Origin of the sequence: Neorhodopirellula pilleata, assembly GCF_007859915.1 — a bacterium.
Classification (GTDB): Bacteria; Planctomycetota; Planctomycetia; order Pirellulales; family Pirellulaceae; genus Rhodopirellula; species Rhodopirellula pilleata.
Window position 1 is genome coordinate 70,347 of record NZ_SJPM01000014.1, and the last position, 13,907, is coordinate 84,253.

At 53.8% G+C, this 13,907-nt stretch carries 13 protein-coding genes and 24 tRNA genes; 2 read left to right on the forward strand and 35 right to left on the reverse strand.

Annotation, left to right across the window (positions count from 1 at the left end; genetic code table 11):
• Nucleotides 1–386: 386 nt before the first annotated feature.
• The 9 genes from Pla100_RS24180 to Pla100_RS24205 form a co-directional block, all read right to left on the reverse strand.
• Nucleotides 387–758, reverse strand: coding sequence for a hypothetical protein (locus Pla100_RS24180; protein WP_146581052.1), 372 nt, complete (start codon nucleotides 756–758; stop codon nucleotides 387–389).
• An 850-nt stretch (nucleotides 759–1,608) separates the two neighbouring features.
• Nucleotides 1,609–1,679: transfer RNA gene (locus Pla100_RS31070), tRNA-Cys, on the reverse strand.
• A 10-nt stretch (nucleotides 1,680–1,689) separates the two neighbouring features.
• Nucleotides 1,690–2,274, reverse strand: a complete 585-nt coding sequence (locus tag Pla100_RS24185) for a hypothetical protein (RefSeq protein ID WP_146581053.1) — start codon at nucleotides 2,272–2,274, stop codon at nucleotides 1,690–1,692.
• A gap of 293 nt (nucleotides 2,275–2,567) precedes the next feature.
• Nucleotides 2,568–2,639 (reverse strand) — tRNA-Arg (locus tag Pla100_RS31075).
• A gap of 99 nt (nucleotides 2,640–2,738) precedes the next feature.
• Complete coding sequence (locus tag Pla100_RS24190) at nucleotides 2,739–3,596, reverse strand: slipin family protein (RefSeq protein ID WP_197168190.1); 858 nt, start codon at nucleotides 3,594–3,596, stop codon at nucleotides 2,739–2,741.
• Nucleotides 3,597–3,982: 386 nt separating this feature from the next.
• Nucleotides 3,983–4,789 (reverse strand): hypothetical protein, encoded by an 807-nt coding sequence (locus tag Pla100_RS24195; protein ID WP_197168191.1) that lies wholly within the window; start codon nucleotides 4,787–4,789, stop codon nucleotides 3,983–3,985.
• Nucleotides 4,790–4,860: 71 nt separating this feature from the next.
• A tRNA-Arg gene (locus Pla100_RS24200) sits at nucleotides 4,861–4,932 on the reverse strand.
• Nucleotides 4,933–5,026: 94 nt separating this feature from the next.
• A tRNA-Ser gene (locus tag Pla100_RS31080) sits at nucleotides 5,027–5,112 on the reverse strand.
• A gap of 243 nt (nucleotides 5,113–5,355) precedes the next feature.
• Nucleotides 5,356–5,428, reverse strand: a tRNA-Val gene (locus tag Pla100_RS24205).
• A 58-nt stretch (nucleotides 5,429–5,486) separates the two neighbouring features.
• On the opposite strand from Pla100_RS24205, the gene Pla100_RS24210 reads away from it, so the two are divergent.
• Complete coding sequence (locus Pla100_RS24210; RefSeq protein WP_146581056.1) at nucleotides 5,487–5,837, forward strand: four helix bundle protein; 351 nt, start codon at nucleotides 5,487–5,489, stop codon at nucleotides 5,835–5,837.
• A 132-nt stretch (nucleotides 5,838–5,969) separates the two neighbouring features.
• On the opposite strand, the gene Pla100_RS24215 is transcribed toward Pla100_RS24210, so the two are convergent.
• The 7 genes from Pla100_RS24215 to Pla100_RS24245 all read right to left on the reverse strand — a co-directional run bounded on the left by Pla100_RS24215 (nucleotide 5,970) and on the right by Pla100_RS24245 (nucleotide 6,855).
• Nucleotides 5,970–6,053, reverse strand: a tRNA-Leu gene (locus Pla100_RS24215).
• 13 nt (nucleotides 6,054–6,066) lie between these two features.
• A tRNA-Leu gene (locus tag Pla100_RS24220) sits at nucleotides 6,067–6,140 on the reverse strand.
• 12 nt (nucleotides 6,141–6,152) lie between these two features.
• Nucleotides 6,153–6,224: transfer RNA gene (locus Pla100_RS24225), tRNA-Leu, on the reverse strand.
• A gap of 12 nt (nucleotides 6,225–6,236) precedes the next feature.
• Nucleotides 6,237–6,307, reverse strand: a tRNA-Ala gene (locus tag Pla100_RS24230).
• A gap of 19 nt (nucleotides 6,308–6,326) precedes the next feature.
• Nucleotides 6,327–6,400, reverse strand: a tRNA-Leu gene (locus Pla100_RS24235).
• A 63-nt stretch (nucleotides 6,401–6,463) separates the two neighbouring features.
• On the reverse strand, nucleotides 6,464–6,733 hold the full coding sequence (locus Pla100_RS24240) for a hypothetical protein (RefSeq protein WP_231603507.1): 270 nt from the start codon (nucleotides 6,731–6,733) through the stop codon (nucleotides 6,464–6,466).
• A 50-nt stretch (nucleotides 6,734–6,783) separates the two neighbouring features.
• Nucleotides 6,784–6,855, reverse strand: a tRNA-Val gene (locus tag Pla100_RS24245).
• A 57-nt stretch (nucleotides 6,856–6,912) separates the two neighbouring features.
• On the opposite strand from Pla100_RS24245, the gene Pla100_RS24250 reads away from it, so the two are divergent.
• Entirely contained in the window at nucleotides 6,913–7,257 is a 345-nt protein-coding gene (locus tag Pla100_RS24250) for a four helix bundle protein (RefSeq protein ID WP_146581058.1), read from the forward strand.
• Between the two features lie 42 nt (nucleotides 7,258–7,299).
• Here the strand turns inward: Pla100_RS24250 and Pla100_RS24255 are convergent.
• The 19 genes from Pla100_RS24255 to Pla100_RS24330 all read right to left on the reverse strand — a co-directional run bounded on the left by Pla100_RS24255 (nucleotide 7,300) and on the right by Pla100_RS24330 (nucleotide 13,795).
• Nucleotides 7,300–7,370: transfer RNA gene (locus tag Pla100_RS24255), tRNA-Trp, on the reverse strand.
• 105 nt (nucleotides 7,371–7,475) lie between these two features.
• A tRNA-Ser gene (locus Pla100_RS31085) sits at nucleotides 7,476–7,559 on the reverse strand.
• Nucleotides 7,560–7,579: 20 nt separating this feature from the next.
• Nucleotides 7,580–7,654: transfer RNA gene (locus tag Pla100_RS24260), tRNA-Glu, on the reverse strand.
• 83 nt (nucleotides 7,655–7,737) lie between these two features.
• Nucleotides 7,738–7,810: transfer RNA gene (locus tag Pla100_RS31090), tRNA-Asp, on the reverse strand.
• Between the two features lie 90 nt (nucleotides 7,811–7,900).
• Nucleotides 7,901–7,975 (reverse strand) — tRNA-Gln (locus tag Pla100_RS24265).
• A gap of 111 nt (nucleotides 7,976–8,086) precedes the next feature.
• A tRNA-Gly gene (locus Pla100_RS24270) sits at nucleotides 8,087–8,158 on the reverse strand.
• Between the two features lie 115 nt (nucleotides 8,159–8,273).
• A tRNA-Asn gene (locus Pla100_RS24275) sits at nucleotides 8,274–8,345 on the reverse strand.
• 8 nt (nucleotides 8,346–8,353) lie between these two features.
• Nucleotides 8,354–8,424 (reverse strand) — tRNA-Gly (locus tag Pla100_RS24280).
• 51 nt (nucleotides 8,425–8,475) lie between these two features.
• A tRNA-Thr gene (locus Pla100_RS24285) sits at nucleotides 8,476–8,546 on the reverse strand.
• Nucleotides 8,547–8,637: 91 nt separating this feature from the next.
• Nucleotides 8,638–8,710, reverse strand: a tRNA-Lys gene (locus tag Pla100_RS24290).
• A 75-nt stretch (nucleotides 8,711–8,785) separates the two neighbouring features.
• A tRNA-Ile gene (locus Pla100_RS24295) sits at nucleotides 8,786–8,858 on the reverse strand.
• A gap of 11 nt (nucleotides 8,859–8,869) precedes the next feature.
• A tRNA-Lys gene (locus Pla100_RS24300) sits at nucleotides 8,870–8,942 on the reverse strand.
• Between the two features lie 238 nt (nucleotides 8,943–9,180).
• Nucleotides 9,181–9,252, reverse strand: a tRNA-Phe gene (locus tag Pla100_RS24305).
• 514 nt (nucleotides 9,253–9,766) lie between these two features.
• Nucleotides 9,767–11,107, reverse strand: a complete 1,341-nt coding sequence (locus tag Pla100_RS24310) for a replicative DNA helicase (protein WP_197168192.1) — start codon at nucleotides 11,105–11,107, stop codon at nucleotides 9,767–9,769.
• Nucleotides 11,104–11,877, reverse strand: a complete 774-nt coding sequence (locus tag Pla100_RS31095; protein ID WP_197168193.1) for a hypothetical protein — start codon at nucleotides 11,875–11,877, stop codon at nucleotides 11,104–11,106. The genes Pla100_RS24310 and Pla100_RS31095 overlap by 4 nt, the downstream gene beginning before the upstream one ends.
• Nucleotides 11,874–12,185, reverse strand: a complete 312-nt coding sequence (locus tag Pla100_RS31885) for a hypothetical protein (protein WP_146581062.1) — start codon at nucleotides 12,183–12,185, stop codon at nucleotides 11,874–11,876. The genes Pla100_RS31095 and Pla100_RS31885 overlap by 4 nt, the downstream gene beginning before the upstream one ends.
• Nucleotides 12,186–12,282: 97 nt before the next feature.
• A complete protein-coding gene (locus tag Pla100_RS32495; RefSeq protein WP_146581064.1) occupies nucleotides 12,283–12,507 on the reverse strand; it encodes a helix-turn-helix domain-containing protein in 225 nt (74 codons plus the stop codon).
• Nucleotides 12,504–12,698 carry a helix-turn-helix domain-containing protein gene (locus Pla100_RS24325; protein ID WP_146581066.1) on the reverse strand — a complete coding sequence of 65 codons (195 nt, stop codon included), beginning with the start codon at nucleotides 12,696–12,698 and terminating at the stop codon, nucleotides 12,504–12,506. The genes Pla100_RS32495 and Pla100_RS24325 overlap by 4 nt, the downstream gene beginning before the upstream one ends.
• A 197-nt stretch (nucleotides 12,699–12,895) precedes the next feature.
• Nucleotides 12,896–13,795 (reverse strand): hypothetical protein, encoded by a 900-nt coding sequence (locus Pla100_RS24330; RefSeq protein WP_231603508.1) that lies wholly within the window; start codon nucleotides 13,793–13,795, stop codon nucleotides 12,896–12,898.
• Between the last annotated feature and the right edge of the window lie 112 nt (nucleotides 13,796–13,907).

Sequence of the window (13,907 nt, forward strand, 5' to 3'; positions counted from 1 at the left end):
CGGAAATGCAGTGAAACCAGCACGCTGCCGGTCCCACGAAGTGATAAAGCACTCGACGAATTTGTGGACAGAGATCCAGCCCGTTAGAGATTAACGAAGCGGGCTGGGCGGGAGTCGAACCTGCAAAGCCATGTACTCCGTACCGGCAGTCGAGTGTGTCTTGTTTCGTGGGATAAGCTTCCAGCTTGTCAATTGCTGAGTGACAGGCAGGATGCCTATCCCACGGGTAGTGATGCAAAAACGCGATCGACGAAGCGTCTGAAAGTTCGAAGGGTGAAGTTCGAGGTTTGAACCGATTGATCCAGCCCCGACCTTTCACACTTCACCCTTCTGACTTCGAACTTCTAGACATGTACTCCGAATCGACAGTCGATCGTGAGCGATTTCTATTTCGTTTTCTTCTTGGCGGGTTTTCCCATTTGTTTCCAAAGGGAACGGCCGTTGTCTCGGTCAAGCCGGACGAGTTGTTGCTGTCGTGTGTCGAAAGCGATCAGGTTTCCTCTGGGTCGCTTCGCGTAAACGAACGGCAAGCAAACGGCAACGACTTTGTGCGGTTCGCCGGCTGCGTTGGGCAAGTAGCGAATTCGAACGAGTTCGTCGATGGGTTGTGAGATGCCTGAGCAGTCCCATAGGTAGGATGGAAGCTCGATGATCTCGCTGAGGATGGTGACGTAGTCACCTTTTGCGATGTCTTCGCCAGCGATCCTGGCCGCGACGGTCGTCACGGTTTTGGATCGGGATTCGGTTGTGGTTTTCATGTTTCCGCAATCGTTGAAAGAATGAATTGTGCATGTGTGTTCTCTGTTGAAACGCGAGCCTGGATTACTCGCGGCCGGTCGTAATGGCGAAACAGGAATGTAAAACACGCATAATTCGATCTCTCGAGACGATTGGGGCAAACGCGACTAACGAAGTGGTTGAATCAGAATCGCTTCGACGCTCTAACCAATTGAGCTACGGCACCGCTTGGCAATGCCGGCGGGGATCGAACCCGCAACCTCCGAATTATGATGTACTCCGAAACGGCAGTTAGTCGTGTATCGGGTGTGGGATAAGCTTCCAGCTTGTCGACTGCTTGATGACAGGCAAGATGCCTATCCCACGGGTTGCTGTGTGTAAAAACGATTGACGAAGTTGGTTAATCAGACATTTCGATGCTCTACCAACTGAGCTACGAAGCGAACACAAGGTTCACTTCGGTGGGACTCGAACCCACGACACCCGAGGTGATGTAGTCCAATCAGGCAGTCAATCATGTGCGGTTGTGGGATTTCCCACGTTTGGTTGATCAAATCAACTGACGAGGTGTTGACCAGAGAATCTTTCCTGCGTGTTTGCCAATTCCACCACAACGATCTTGCGATCGCAGACGGGACTCGAACCCGCAAAGTCTTCCGACCACAGAAACCCATGTACTCCAAATCGGCAGTCAGTCGTGTTTTGGGGAGCCGTGAGTCCTGAGGGTTGAGACTCGAGGGAATTCGATCCACTCAAGACTCACAACTCAAGACTCGCGACTTTCGTTGTGTTGTGATCGGCCAGCGAAGGTTTTGAATCAGACGGTTCTTTAGCAAAGATGTATTCCGATTCGTCAGTTGGTCGATCAAGAAACGCTGGTGGGAGTCGAACCCACTTCGACCGGGTTGCAGCCGGTTGCCTGGCCATCTGGCTCCAGCGTTACGTTGCAGATTAAGACTCGCTGCCGAGTCCATGGTTCGCGGCAATTTGGATCCAAGTTGCATCAACTTTCGATTCTACCTCGTGCTCGATCTCTGCGAAGAACCACTCAAGCGGTTCCGTCGACTTGCCTGCTGTGCAACCGTCAACGATCAGGAAGGCGAGGAGTAGATCCCAGTCATCTATGACTTCAAGCAACTGTCGCTTCCGTTCGCTGTGGTCACCTCCATACCGATACTTCTTCCAGAGAGCAAATGGCTCATCGTGAAACTGGACGATCGTTAGCAAATCGCGATCCTTGACATATCGTTCCAGGAACTTCCTCGCCAATGAGGCGTGGCTGTTCGGATCAACGATCGCTACGCCCGAACTTGCATCAGGCTTAAACGTATCGTGCGTGTGAATCAATACCCGCAGTTTCCAGAACTCATCGTCAGACAACTTTGGCCTGAGCCGTCCAAGATTGTGTTCGAGTTCCATAATGTGCTGACGAATTGAACCTTCCGGGTGCCCCGATCGCGGTTTGCCCCACTCAAGATTTGCTTGGTACGCCGGTTCGGATTGAATGCAATTTAGGATTTCTTCGTAGTTGGTCATGGTGTTCCCTCACCTATCCTTCTTGAGAATTGAATGTCTGATGCTTCGGTCCTTTCGGCTAAACAGGTCGACCCGTTTCAGGTTCGTTGGCATCCGATGTGGGCCATGCGTTGCACCGATGGAATTATAAGCTCTGAATGCTCTCGCCAGGAATCGAACCTGGTCTACGACCTTCGCAAAGTCGCGTGCGAATCCGGCACACTCCGAGAACATAGGTGTGGTGTGAGTCTCGAGTAGTGAGACCTGAGGTGTTTTCCTCAAGACTCATCGCTCAAGACTCACGACTCTCGCAGTACCTCGCCAGGGAGTCGAACCCCGTCTAACGGTTCCGAAGACCGTCGTGCTGTCCATCACACTCGCAAGGCGAATGCAGTGCCGACAATCATTGGTTGCCGGCACTGCCTAAGTGACATCAATCGACTCGGTCCGACTCGCGTCCTTCGCGAATCATTCTTCGTCGACGATTACTCCTCGTGACTGACTCGGCCTTTTTCAAGGTCGAGATACAGTCGTGCGTTGGCGTTCTTTGCCAAATCACGAAGCGTTTCAAGCTCGGCCAATCGCAGCAATGCTGGGTGTCCTTCCAACACCGATGCTGCCTTTGCACGTTGCTCGTAGGCTTGCGTTTCCGCATCCACCTTTGCTCGCAACGACTCGGCTTCTGCTTGCTCTCGCAATCGAAGTGCTTCTGCATTCGCCTCCGCATCTCGTCGCGTGATTTCTGCTCGCGATTCCGACTCGATCTGCTCGACTTCCGCTCGCGTTCGAGCCTCCACCAACTGGGCTTGGCTTTGTCGCTCCGCAGCCAACACTCGGTTCATGATCTCCTGCAGGTTTCCCGGGAAGATCAAGTCCTTCACGTCAGCGCGACGAATCGCAACGCCGTAGCCATTCGCCGACTCGGTCACATCCGAAAGGATATCTTCGCTTAATCGGTTTCGGTTGGTGAGAATCTCTTCCAGATTCATCGACGCCAGCGAACGACGTGCCGCTAATTGCACATCGCTGTAAAGTCGATCCTCGAACTGGTCCACTGTGTGGATCGCAGCCTTTGGATCGGTCACGCGGAACTGCACCAAGATGCTGACTCGGATCGCGACCTTGTCAGCGGTCAGGATTTCCTGGCCCTTGATCGTCAGCTCGCGTTCGCGGATGTCGACCAGCATGCACTCGACAGTTGGCAGTTCGTTGAACCACTGCTTACGCGGTGGAATCTTGTAGCGACCCGCTTCGAGTACCTTGGTTAGCTTGCCGTCTTCGTAGTACAAACCGCGGTGCGTATCCTTGATAATGAACTCTCGTCCTGCACCTGAAATCATCATGTCGCACCTCCTTTCGATGCTTGCGTTTCTGTTGTTAGTGGTCGTGTAAGGAGCCTCGGAGCGGAGCCGATGTGGAGAACAAGCTTTCAGATGTGGAAATTCTGAGCGTTCATTCCGAGAGGTGATCGCAGGAACCAAATGGTGGCTCGCTCCTGACGCCGCCGAGGCAAGTAACTCGTCCAGGAATCGAACCTGGTCCGACAGTTTCGAGGACTGCCGTGCTATCCAGCACACTCACGAGTCATGTTTGAGAGATCAGAGCCGACGACTGGGTTCGCACCAGCATGAGCGAGCCCAAAAATGGAACACGGTCAAGCGCGGTGCCTTTCTGCATCGAGCCACGTCGGCTTGAAAAATGGCCCCGCACCAGAATGCGGGACCGAACTTCAGTCGATGAATGCGACATGTCGCATTGCGATCGACTCGTTTTCAGTGTTCATCATGACTTGGTGCCAACCGTTCAAGATGATGGTCTTGTGGTCTGGATGGCGAACACGTCCGCGAACGAACACTCTTGGATTTCGTCGCTGAGCTACCCACGGGAGATGTCGAAGCTCGGGATTGCGACTGACTAGCCGCTGACGCTCCATCTCAGACAATCCGTTTGGATAACGATGAGTGACGTAAACCAGTTGTCCGCCCTGCCGCACCAGTTCCTCGCAGAGGTGAGGCTTTCCACCACCACGTGCGATCGGTTCGTTCCGAAGTGCCAAACGCGGACTGATCGACGTTTGGTTGACGATGGGAACGAAGAACCATTCCCCTTGACGGATGAACGCTTCATTGCGTCGGAGGTTCCGCTTTCGCGGCTTCACGCCGAGTCGTCGTTCCAAGCCGCGGACGGCCGGTGGTTTCAAGGCATCAAACGCCGTTTGAACGCTCGACACGCTTGCCCGCTCCGGAACCGCAGCAACGAACCAGTGACGCTCGTCGTGCCCGCACAAGAACTTGTGCTTCCCGTCGTCTTGTCGCGACATCAACAGCAGGTGACGCATCGACGGTTGAACGTCGATCACTTGCGTTTCGGCCACTAAACTAGGCTGAATCGCAATATCGAAGAACTCGCCCTCGGCGTCATTGCCGATGTCGATCGAAACTTCGGGAGTTACTCCCCAACGCTGAAAGATGGGAGGGTGGAGTTTTGCTCGAGCACCAATCCGCGTGAATTGACGCTCGATCCTTTGCATGCTCATGACATTGCCTTTCAAAAGTGTCAAACAAGCGAATGGATGCCGGCAGCCAACGTGACTGCGAATATCGGCAGTAGCCCGACCAGGAATCGAACCCGGAACTTCTGGTTAGAAGCCAGAGATGATGTCCGTTTCACCATCGAGCCAGGATTAGCGGGTTAGCATTTAGCTTATTAGCAGTTAGCTATTCTCATCTTTGCTAATCCGCCAATTTGCTAACCGCTAAACGGCTAGCAAAAGCGGAAGGCGAGGGAGTCGAACCCTCATCACCCGAAGGTGGCACGCGTTAGCAGTGCGGCCCGGCAAACCGTATCCGGCTGCCTTCCGTGAGCGTCGTAGGCACACTCCGCTGTGCCGTCAATTACTGCGAACGGCAGAACGGAGTCTGCCTGCTACGATCAGTGGACCGGAAGGGAATTGAACCCTTCTCACCGATCTTGCAAGGATCAGTCGCCCCCTTGGAACATGCCAGCCCATTTATGAAGTGTGAAGATAGAAGGGTGAAGATTGAAATGGGTTCGCTGCCTTCGTTTCAAACTTCGAACTTCACTCTTCAAACTTCCGAAAGGTGATCACGGATGGAATCGAACCATCGGTCTCCTGCTTGTCACGCAGGCGTCTTAGCCGCTGGACCACGCGATCGAAGTAGCTTGTTAGCATTTAGCTGGTTAGCCATTAGCAAAGAACAGGAGAAGAAGACATGCGAGACCACACGAAACTTCGGGCCTTCACTTTGGCGGATGAGATTGCACTGCTGATCTACAAATTCACGTCGAGTTTTCCGCAGGAGGAACAATTTGGATTGACATCACAAATGCGACGGGCCGCGGTGTCGATCCCATCAAACATCGTCGAAGGATGCGGACGTCAAAGCGAAGCTGATTTCGTTCGTTTCCTAGACATCGCATACGGCTCACTTCGAGAGGTTGAGTATCAGGCATCGCTCGCATTCCGCCTCGGCTTTGCCGATGAAATGCCAGAGCTGAGAACTAAACTGACAGAGACATCGAAAGTTTTGGCAGCGTTGATCCGGTCCATCCGAAAAAGCTAATCGCTAACAAGCCAACTGCTAATCAGCTAGCCAAAAGTAGCGGATCCGGGGGTCGCACCCGACAGTCCAGGCTTATGAGGCCCGGATGAGCCTGGCTCACCCGCATCGTTGTTTCACTGCTGAGAGTGAAAGTAGCCAAGGCGAGAGTTGAACTCGCACGCCGCTGTGGGCACGACATTCTGAGTGTCGCGTGTCTACCGGTTCCACCACTTGGCTGTTTGAATCGAAGTACTGCGGGAGGGAGTCGAACCCTCAAACACGAACGTTTGAAATTCGCCGCTTTGCCGGTTTGCGTACCACAGCATGTTGAGTCAGTACTGAGGGCGGGAGTCGAACCCGCAAGCACTTGTTCCTAAGACAAGCGGCTCGCCGTTGGCCTACCTCAGCGTTTGCGTAAAGTGGAGCACCGGGGAATCGAACCCCGATTTTCTGCGTGCAAAACAGACGTCTTCCCGTTGGACGAGCGCCCCATGTTGATCTTCGTTGCAGTGCCCAGAGCAGGAGTCGAACCTGCAAACACTCGGGTTTAAGGCGAGCCGCTCGGCCGGTTGGCGTATCTAGGCGTCGATCGCTGGTGCCGTGGGAAGGACGCGACCGACCGCGTCCTTCCCTTGGCTGCCAACGTATTAGGCTTGCAGTCGCGGAGCACTGTCGCCCGTCGACTTGCGATGTTTTTTGATCGCTTTGTGCGAATCAGGGAGCTGGTCGCCGTCAACGATCAGATCTCCGACGCACTCGACCACCCAGCCGTCGACCCAACCAACGTTGTCGTCTCGGAGCCTCAGCACGCGGCCGACCTTTGCAAACTCTTGCGGGATGTACGATGTCGTTTGCACTGATCCGCCAGTGATGCGGCGTCTCATCGCACATTGCACGTATTTCACATTTCTGGACATCGTCGTTCTCCTTGGTTAAGTGCGGGCCAGCGTCACCGTGACGCTGGCAGTAGTCCCGGATGGAATCGAACCATCGTTTCCTGCGTGTAAAACAGGTGTCGTCGCCGTTGGACCACAGGACTCTGGAAGTTTGAAGTTCGAAGGAGGAAGTTTGAAATGAAATGCGTTAGATTATTGTCATGAAGAGCGACTTACCCGACCGAACGTTTGCGTTTGCCGAGCGAATCGTACGGCTCTGTCTCGCGTTGGAGAGCGATAGCAGTGTTGCTGCGACATTGATGCGGCAATTGCTTCGATCGGGTACATCCATCGGCGCTAATGTGGAAGAAGCCCAGGCAAGCGAAAGCAAGCGTGACTTCGTTCACAAATATTCGATTGCGGCGAAGGAGGCCCGCGAAACACACTATTGGTTACGCTTGCTAGCGAAGACCGAGGTAATTCCTTCATCTCGTCTTGAACCGATCACGGCAGAAGCCAATGAGCTGATCGCCATATTGACATCGATCTGCAAGAAAAACCGGTGACCACCTTTTCAAACTTCTAACTTCATTCTTCAAACTTCCGAGCACGTCTCCAAGGATTTGAACCCTGACTAACTGGTTTGGAATCAGCAGTGCTACCGTTACACCAGAGACGTGAATGAGATGGGAACGCAAGGAATCGAACCTCTCGCCGACCGCCACACAATTAAAGGCAGAAGATTTACAGTCTCCCGTGTGGAAACGCTCCCAAGTTGGTCAAGCGGAAGCCGTGGGACTCGAACCCACAACGGTGATTAGCCGCAGCTGTTTTCAAGACAGTGTCCTCATCCGGCCGGGTGACTTCCGTATTGCGTCAATGACGCAGTGACGTGAGCTTGAATCGAACCCGCGGACTCCTGGATGAAAACCAGACGATTCTGCCATCAGAATCTACCACGCCAATTGAAGTTTGAAGTTAGAAGGGTGAAGTGTGAAATGGGTTCGCGTTGACTTTCACCCTTCACTCTTCAAACTTCCAAAAAGCGATGGCAACGGGAGTCGAACCCGCAGCGACTTGATAGACAATCAAGCTTCCTTCCCAGAAGAACTTGCCACCGAAAATGTTCACAGGGTGACCGATCGGAATTGAACCGACATGGACTTCGTTCACAGCGACGTTCCTGAAACCAATACAGGACGGCCACAGCACCGGAGATTGGAATCGAACCAATGGACTCCTGATTCAGAGTCAGGTGCAGCGACCAACAACTGCTACTCCGGCGTTTGGTCTTCAATCAGAACAGCACTCCGTCCGGGAATTGAACCCGATCTGCGAGCTTCAAAGGCTCACGTCGCGACGACGCGCCGGAGAGAGTTTTTTGCTCTAAAAAAAAGTGTCCTGCGGGAGTCGAACCCACCTAGCCGGATTGGAAATCCGGAACCTTTGCCGCTCGGCCAAGGACACGGGATGAAGTTTGAAGTGAGAAGGGTGAAGAGTGAAAGATCGTGGATCGGGATCGTTGTTTCAAACTTCACCCTTCACCATTCAACCTTCCCACCACCCTTCAGACTTCGCGAAGCTCCGGCGGATGGACTCGAACCATCACTCGTCTCCTTAACAGGGAGCCGCCTTACCATTGGGCCACACCGGATTCTGTAAAGCGCCCAGCGAGAATCGAACTCGCATTTTCTGCATGGCAAGCAGATGGGTTACCACTACACCATGGGCGCAAAATGCATCACTACCAAATTGTCAAAGATCAAAACGCCGAAGCGTTCAAGAGCACCGAGCCGGAATCGAACCCGCATCACCTCGTTACGACGGAGGAGTCTTGCCGTTAGACCATCAGTGCTGGAGTAGCCATTAGCGGTTAGCCTTTAGCAATTAGCTTTCCCGTGCTGGAGCTAATCGCTAACGGCTAATAGCTAGTCGCTATTCTTAAGTGGGATCGGTGAGAATCGAACTCACATCGCTCGGATTAAGAGTCCGATGCATTACCTTGTCTGCCACAATCCCAAAATTAGTTGTGAGTCTTGAGTCTTGAGTTTTCAAACCCAGGACTCACCCCTCAGGACTCGAGTCTCTCGTCAGTCGGCGTGGCGGGAATTGAACCCGCGACCGTCGCCTTATAAGGACGCCGCTCTCACCCCTGAGCTACACGCCGATGCGTAGCGATGGGGCCGAAGGGATTTGAACCCTCACCGAACGGATTAAAAGTCCGTCATGCTGCCAGTTACACCACAGCCCCGCTTTTTCAATCGCGGCTATGCGTTTCAATCGCAGTGCAGATGGCATGTTGGTTTTCCTTTCGTGTCGTTGTCGTCAGTGGTAGCCCCGAGGATCGAACTCAGCGCGACCCGCGTATCAGGCGGATTTGGGCGACCAGCCCTCGACTACCTCAGTTGCAGTTAGCTTTTAGCGATTGGCATTTAGCTTTTCTGTTCTTGCCAACAGCTAATCGCTAACGGCTAATCGCTATTTTTCAGTGGGCCGGGAGGCGCTCGAATCCTCGTCTGCGGTTCTTCAGACCGCCGCTAGACCGTCTCAGCTACCAGCCCAAATTGGGTTCGTTGTTGGGGTTGCCCGTTCGATGCGGACACGAAAAAAGGCTCGATGTCTGCGTGACACCGAGCCTTCATGGAGAAAGCATTCGCTAGAGCAGCGAGTGTCACATCAGATGCGGATATGCCGGGGCATTATCAAACGACGGTTGCCCGCCGAAGAGATTGCCTTCGTGTATCTGTTCGAGTCGACTGGATTGGGTTCTTGATAACATCAGAAAGCTCGTTACTCGCTCGTCTGTGAATGTGACTTGTGTGTTCTGAGAGTTAGACTCTCTCACAGTCGGGTGGTTCGCAATAATTCTCAGCTTACGAAGATATTTTCTTAGCCGACATCGACTCACACGAACAAGAAACACCTCCAATCCAACAAAGTACTCGTTTGATGGCGATCATTCAAGATTTTTTCTCCGCCAAAACGCAGGCCTTCGCTGGTGCCTTGAAAGGGCGACACAGAATAGGGCATCAGAGTCTGTCTCGCATGTGATTGACGAGTGAGCGGTTAGGTCAATTAGTTCGTTGCATGATCCATGAATTCTTCATGTGGTTGCATGTCATGCCACGTCGGCGAATCAGCATCGACGAACCATGTCGACGGTAAATCCATTCTCATCTTGCGAACACCTTTCTGTCCATTTCGGACCTTCTCGAAGGCGAATGTCGTTATCGGATCAACGGGCCGGTCGCGATGCAAGATGATCACGTTGTCCGAGTCCGCCTCAATCGACGTTGAATCCGCAAGATGACTCAGACGGGGGCGACTGTAATTGCCGGCTTCATCGCCCTTGCGATTGATCTGGCACGCCATGAAAACGGGGATGCCAAGTTCTTTCGCGAGCCGTTTCATCGAGCGAGAAGCATCCGCGATTGCTTCGTTTCTTTTTTGAGTGAATGGGTAACCGATCAAGCCAATGTGATCGACAAATATCGCATCGAGTCCGGTCGATGCGGACCGGCTTCGAGCGGCTGACGCAATGCTTGCGGCGGTTTGGTGGGGTGAATCGTCTATGAACAGACCGGCATCCTTGTATTGCGCCAACGCGTCAACCAGATGAACCCTCTCATCGTTGGTGAGGGCTCGGTTTGCGATTCGCTGACTATCCACTTGGGAAGAGTTACCCAAGCACCGAAACGCGAGTTCGATAGCGGGCATCTCCATCGACAAATAAAGAACTTGACCGCCACCCAGAGAAATATTGTTCGCAGCCTGCAGACACAACCCGCTTTTTCCGATTGATGTCCGAGCGGCGATGGTCGTCAGCGTTCCAGGTGCGAACGCACCGAAACATCCATCGATAGCCGGGATTCCTGAATAGACTCCGCCTGTCGATTCGGTGTCATCGTTGATGTGTTTCAGAACCTGAAGGCCCGCTTCATAGATCGATACGGTGGTCGCCGTCGTCGATGTTGCTCGGATTGCGGACACGTCCCCAATGAGTCGATCGAGTATCGCATCCAGGGAATCGCTCGGATCGTCGATTCGATCGCTCGCGGACGCGAGCATCGCCGAAACCCTCCGCCGGTTCGCGGCGGTCTTCACTTGGCGGGCGTAGGTGGATGCATTTCCCGGCGTTGCGGAGCTGTCCAAGATCGCGGCCACCGCTCCCGCGCCACCGATCGCGGATAACGCATTGACGGACCGCAAGTGTTCGAGCAACTGCGTGATGTCGCCGTGGTCGCCTCCGGCGTCAATCAAGTCCGAGATTTCTGCGAACAATCGTCGACGCGGGCCGGTGAAGTCGTCCGAGCTAACGATCGATCTGGCGACGTGAATTTGCTGCCGATCGATCAACACCGCGTACAGCAAGGCGTTTTCAATCTCGGACATTGGGATTGGAGTCGGATCGTTCATCGCGACACCTCCGGATGTCCAGACCGCGTGAACTTCGGTTTCATTTCCGGAAGTTCGTCCGCTGCTAGCTGGGCCGTGCGAGAACGGCCCTTGTCGTTGGCCGATGCGAGCCATCGACCGAGGAAGGGCAGCATCCCGCCGGGGGTCTTCCGTTTCGCGATGTTGTCATTGCACCACTGTCGAGCTTTTCGCAGTTCCGCTTCAACCCATATGCGATCGCCGTAGGTTTCCACGTACTCGTTGAGCTTGTCCACCGGCAACGGCCAATTCTCAGCGCCTTTGGCTTTCACTGGGAATCGAAAACCAGAGAACGCAGGCTCTGAGCGTGAAACGCTCAGAGCTATATTCTTCAGTTCGATTGGGTCTGGTTGGGTTGGGTTGGGTAGGCCACGATTTTCGGCGACAGTCGCCGACTTTCTGCGACATGTTTCGACAACCTGCTTTTGGTCTGCTCTTTTCTGTCGTTTGCTCAGACGATCTTGGACGTATTTCGGACAGTGCTCGAGCCAATCGTGTACCGATACCCCGTTCTTTGTTCGATCAAGCCAACGATGTTCGACCAATGCCTCAACAAGATCGGAACCATCACCAGGCCAGTCGACGGCATCAGCGATTTGGTCGTCAGTAAAGCGGGAAAGGTCGCCATCGTCGGCAAACTGTCCCGCCATCATCCATACAGTCTCCAAAATTCCGACGACTGCGTAGACCGGTAGTTCGAGACGCTTTTGTAACGATCGGAATTTCGGGTGCGAGGTGGTGCCTGTTTTCATCGTCGACCCCTACGCGATCGGTCTCGCATCAGCCCGGCCAAATGGGACACTGCGATCTCGTAAGCGGCGGATGATCCCAGCCTTGGGTCTCGGGCGTGCCATCCCACGAATCGGCGGACGCGGCACTCCATCGCCTCGTATCGAGCGAGCGACCACCGTTGAGCGGCGGCGTCGGAGGCGATGTTGATCAATCGAGGCTCGATCTCGGTGAGATCGTTCCATGTCTTCGGGGCGGCCGCCGGTTGGATGGGCGGACCGCCATCGGGCGGCGGCGTCGCACTGGACGCGTTGAAGTTAGCTGATATCATTCTGGATGTCTTTGAATGTTGGTCGTCGGTTCGTCCCGACGGAAAATGAAAATCGCGAAACGCCTGCCGTTGCACCGGCGGGCGTTTCGTGTTTGATTCAGATCCACTTTCGCTGGGCAGATCGCCTCGGTCTCCGCGTTTCGGATTTCGAAATTGCGGGCGACAGAAACGCATCGATGGCAGCCTGTGAAATGACCCACTTCGCCCGGCGGGGCCCGAGTCCGACGTTGACGGCCGCAAGACGGCCGGAAGCGCAGAGGGCGCGGACGTGATCCGGGGAGCACTTCAGGACTGAAGCGGCTTCGGTCGGCGTGTAGGTCATGCGAACACCCCCGACGTTTTCATCTCACGCACCCAGCGAAGAATGTCTTCGCGACGCCACATGTACCGTCCGGCAACTCGGACGGGATCGGGAAGCTGCCCCGTCTCGAGCAACTCCAGCCACGTCGGGGTCGGGACTCCGGATAGCCGTCGGGCCTCGGCTCCAGTTAACAGTTCGGCATTGTCTGCCATTTAGCACCTCGGTAGATCAAACGTGAAAACGAGCGTTTGAAATAGCCTCGCGCACCAGCGCACCGGTCAGCGCACCATCGCGACCGATCGCATCACAACAAAAGAAAACCCCGTGAATTACGGGGTAAATGGACAGCGAAAGTTTTTAGAATTTTTTCGGTTTTGCGGTGCGCGAGAGCGCACCACACCCGCACCATTCAGACGATGTCTGGATTGCCTGCCATAATCCACCGATCATATTTCCTCGCCGATTCAGCGAGAATCCTTCCCGTTGCGGGAACTTCCCAGTCGCTTGCTATTTGAAGTTCGGCGCGATCAAATTTGTCAATTACTGCGGCCAGTAGGTCACGTCGTTGGTTGTGAGTCAAATCCTTGTCTTCCGCGTCTTTGTAATGTTCATTGAGGTATACCTCCAACCCGAGCAACGCGTAAAATGCGGAGCGGTTAGCCAATGAAGGCCTGCGGAGAGTCTTTGGCCCGGTGCTGCGAGGGATGTCAGTGGATGGAGGGGCATCTCGGTCGTGACCCTTGGCGAATCCGCAATAGAGCCGAACCGCCGCTGTTTCTCTGAGTACCTGAGTCTTGATCAATTCTGACTTCGAAAGGACATTGAGACGGTCCAGCGTTTGATGGATCGTCTTTAGCAACCAGACAAGTTCGAGCGGATTCGATTGGGCCAATCTTTCCAATTCGGAAATCAGTTCTTGGAAGCTTCCAAATCGAATTCGATGATGGATCCCACGAAACAGCGAATTTTTAAAACCCTCGGCGATCCATAGGCAGAATTCGAAAATTGAAGAATGCCTTATCGGTAACTCTGAAGGCATATGAACCTTTCTTTCCGTGCAGGCATCAACGATCGTTTGAATTGCATCGATATTCAAGATCAAATTCAGAGTCTGCAAATTTCCCGAGAACTCAGATAGGTAACCGACGCATGCATTCACATGACTTGCGATTTTGATCACCAACTCGTGACCATCACCTGGGTCAGAGATTCGGAATACTTCTTGCCGCGTTGACTGCTCAATCAGTTCGAACAGCCCGAGAATTCCGATGGAAGCGTCACGCAGTTCTATCAATTGAGCTGAGTGCAAAGGCCATTCGAGTGTTGCTGTTTTCGTCATAGAATCCCCTTTTCTCGAGAACGGCGAACGTTGTGCAACCGACAAAGGGGCGTCGACTGCACAACGTTCACGGTGGGAGCAA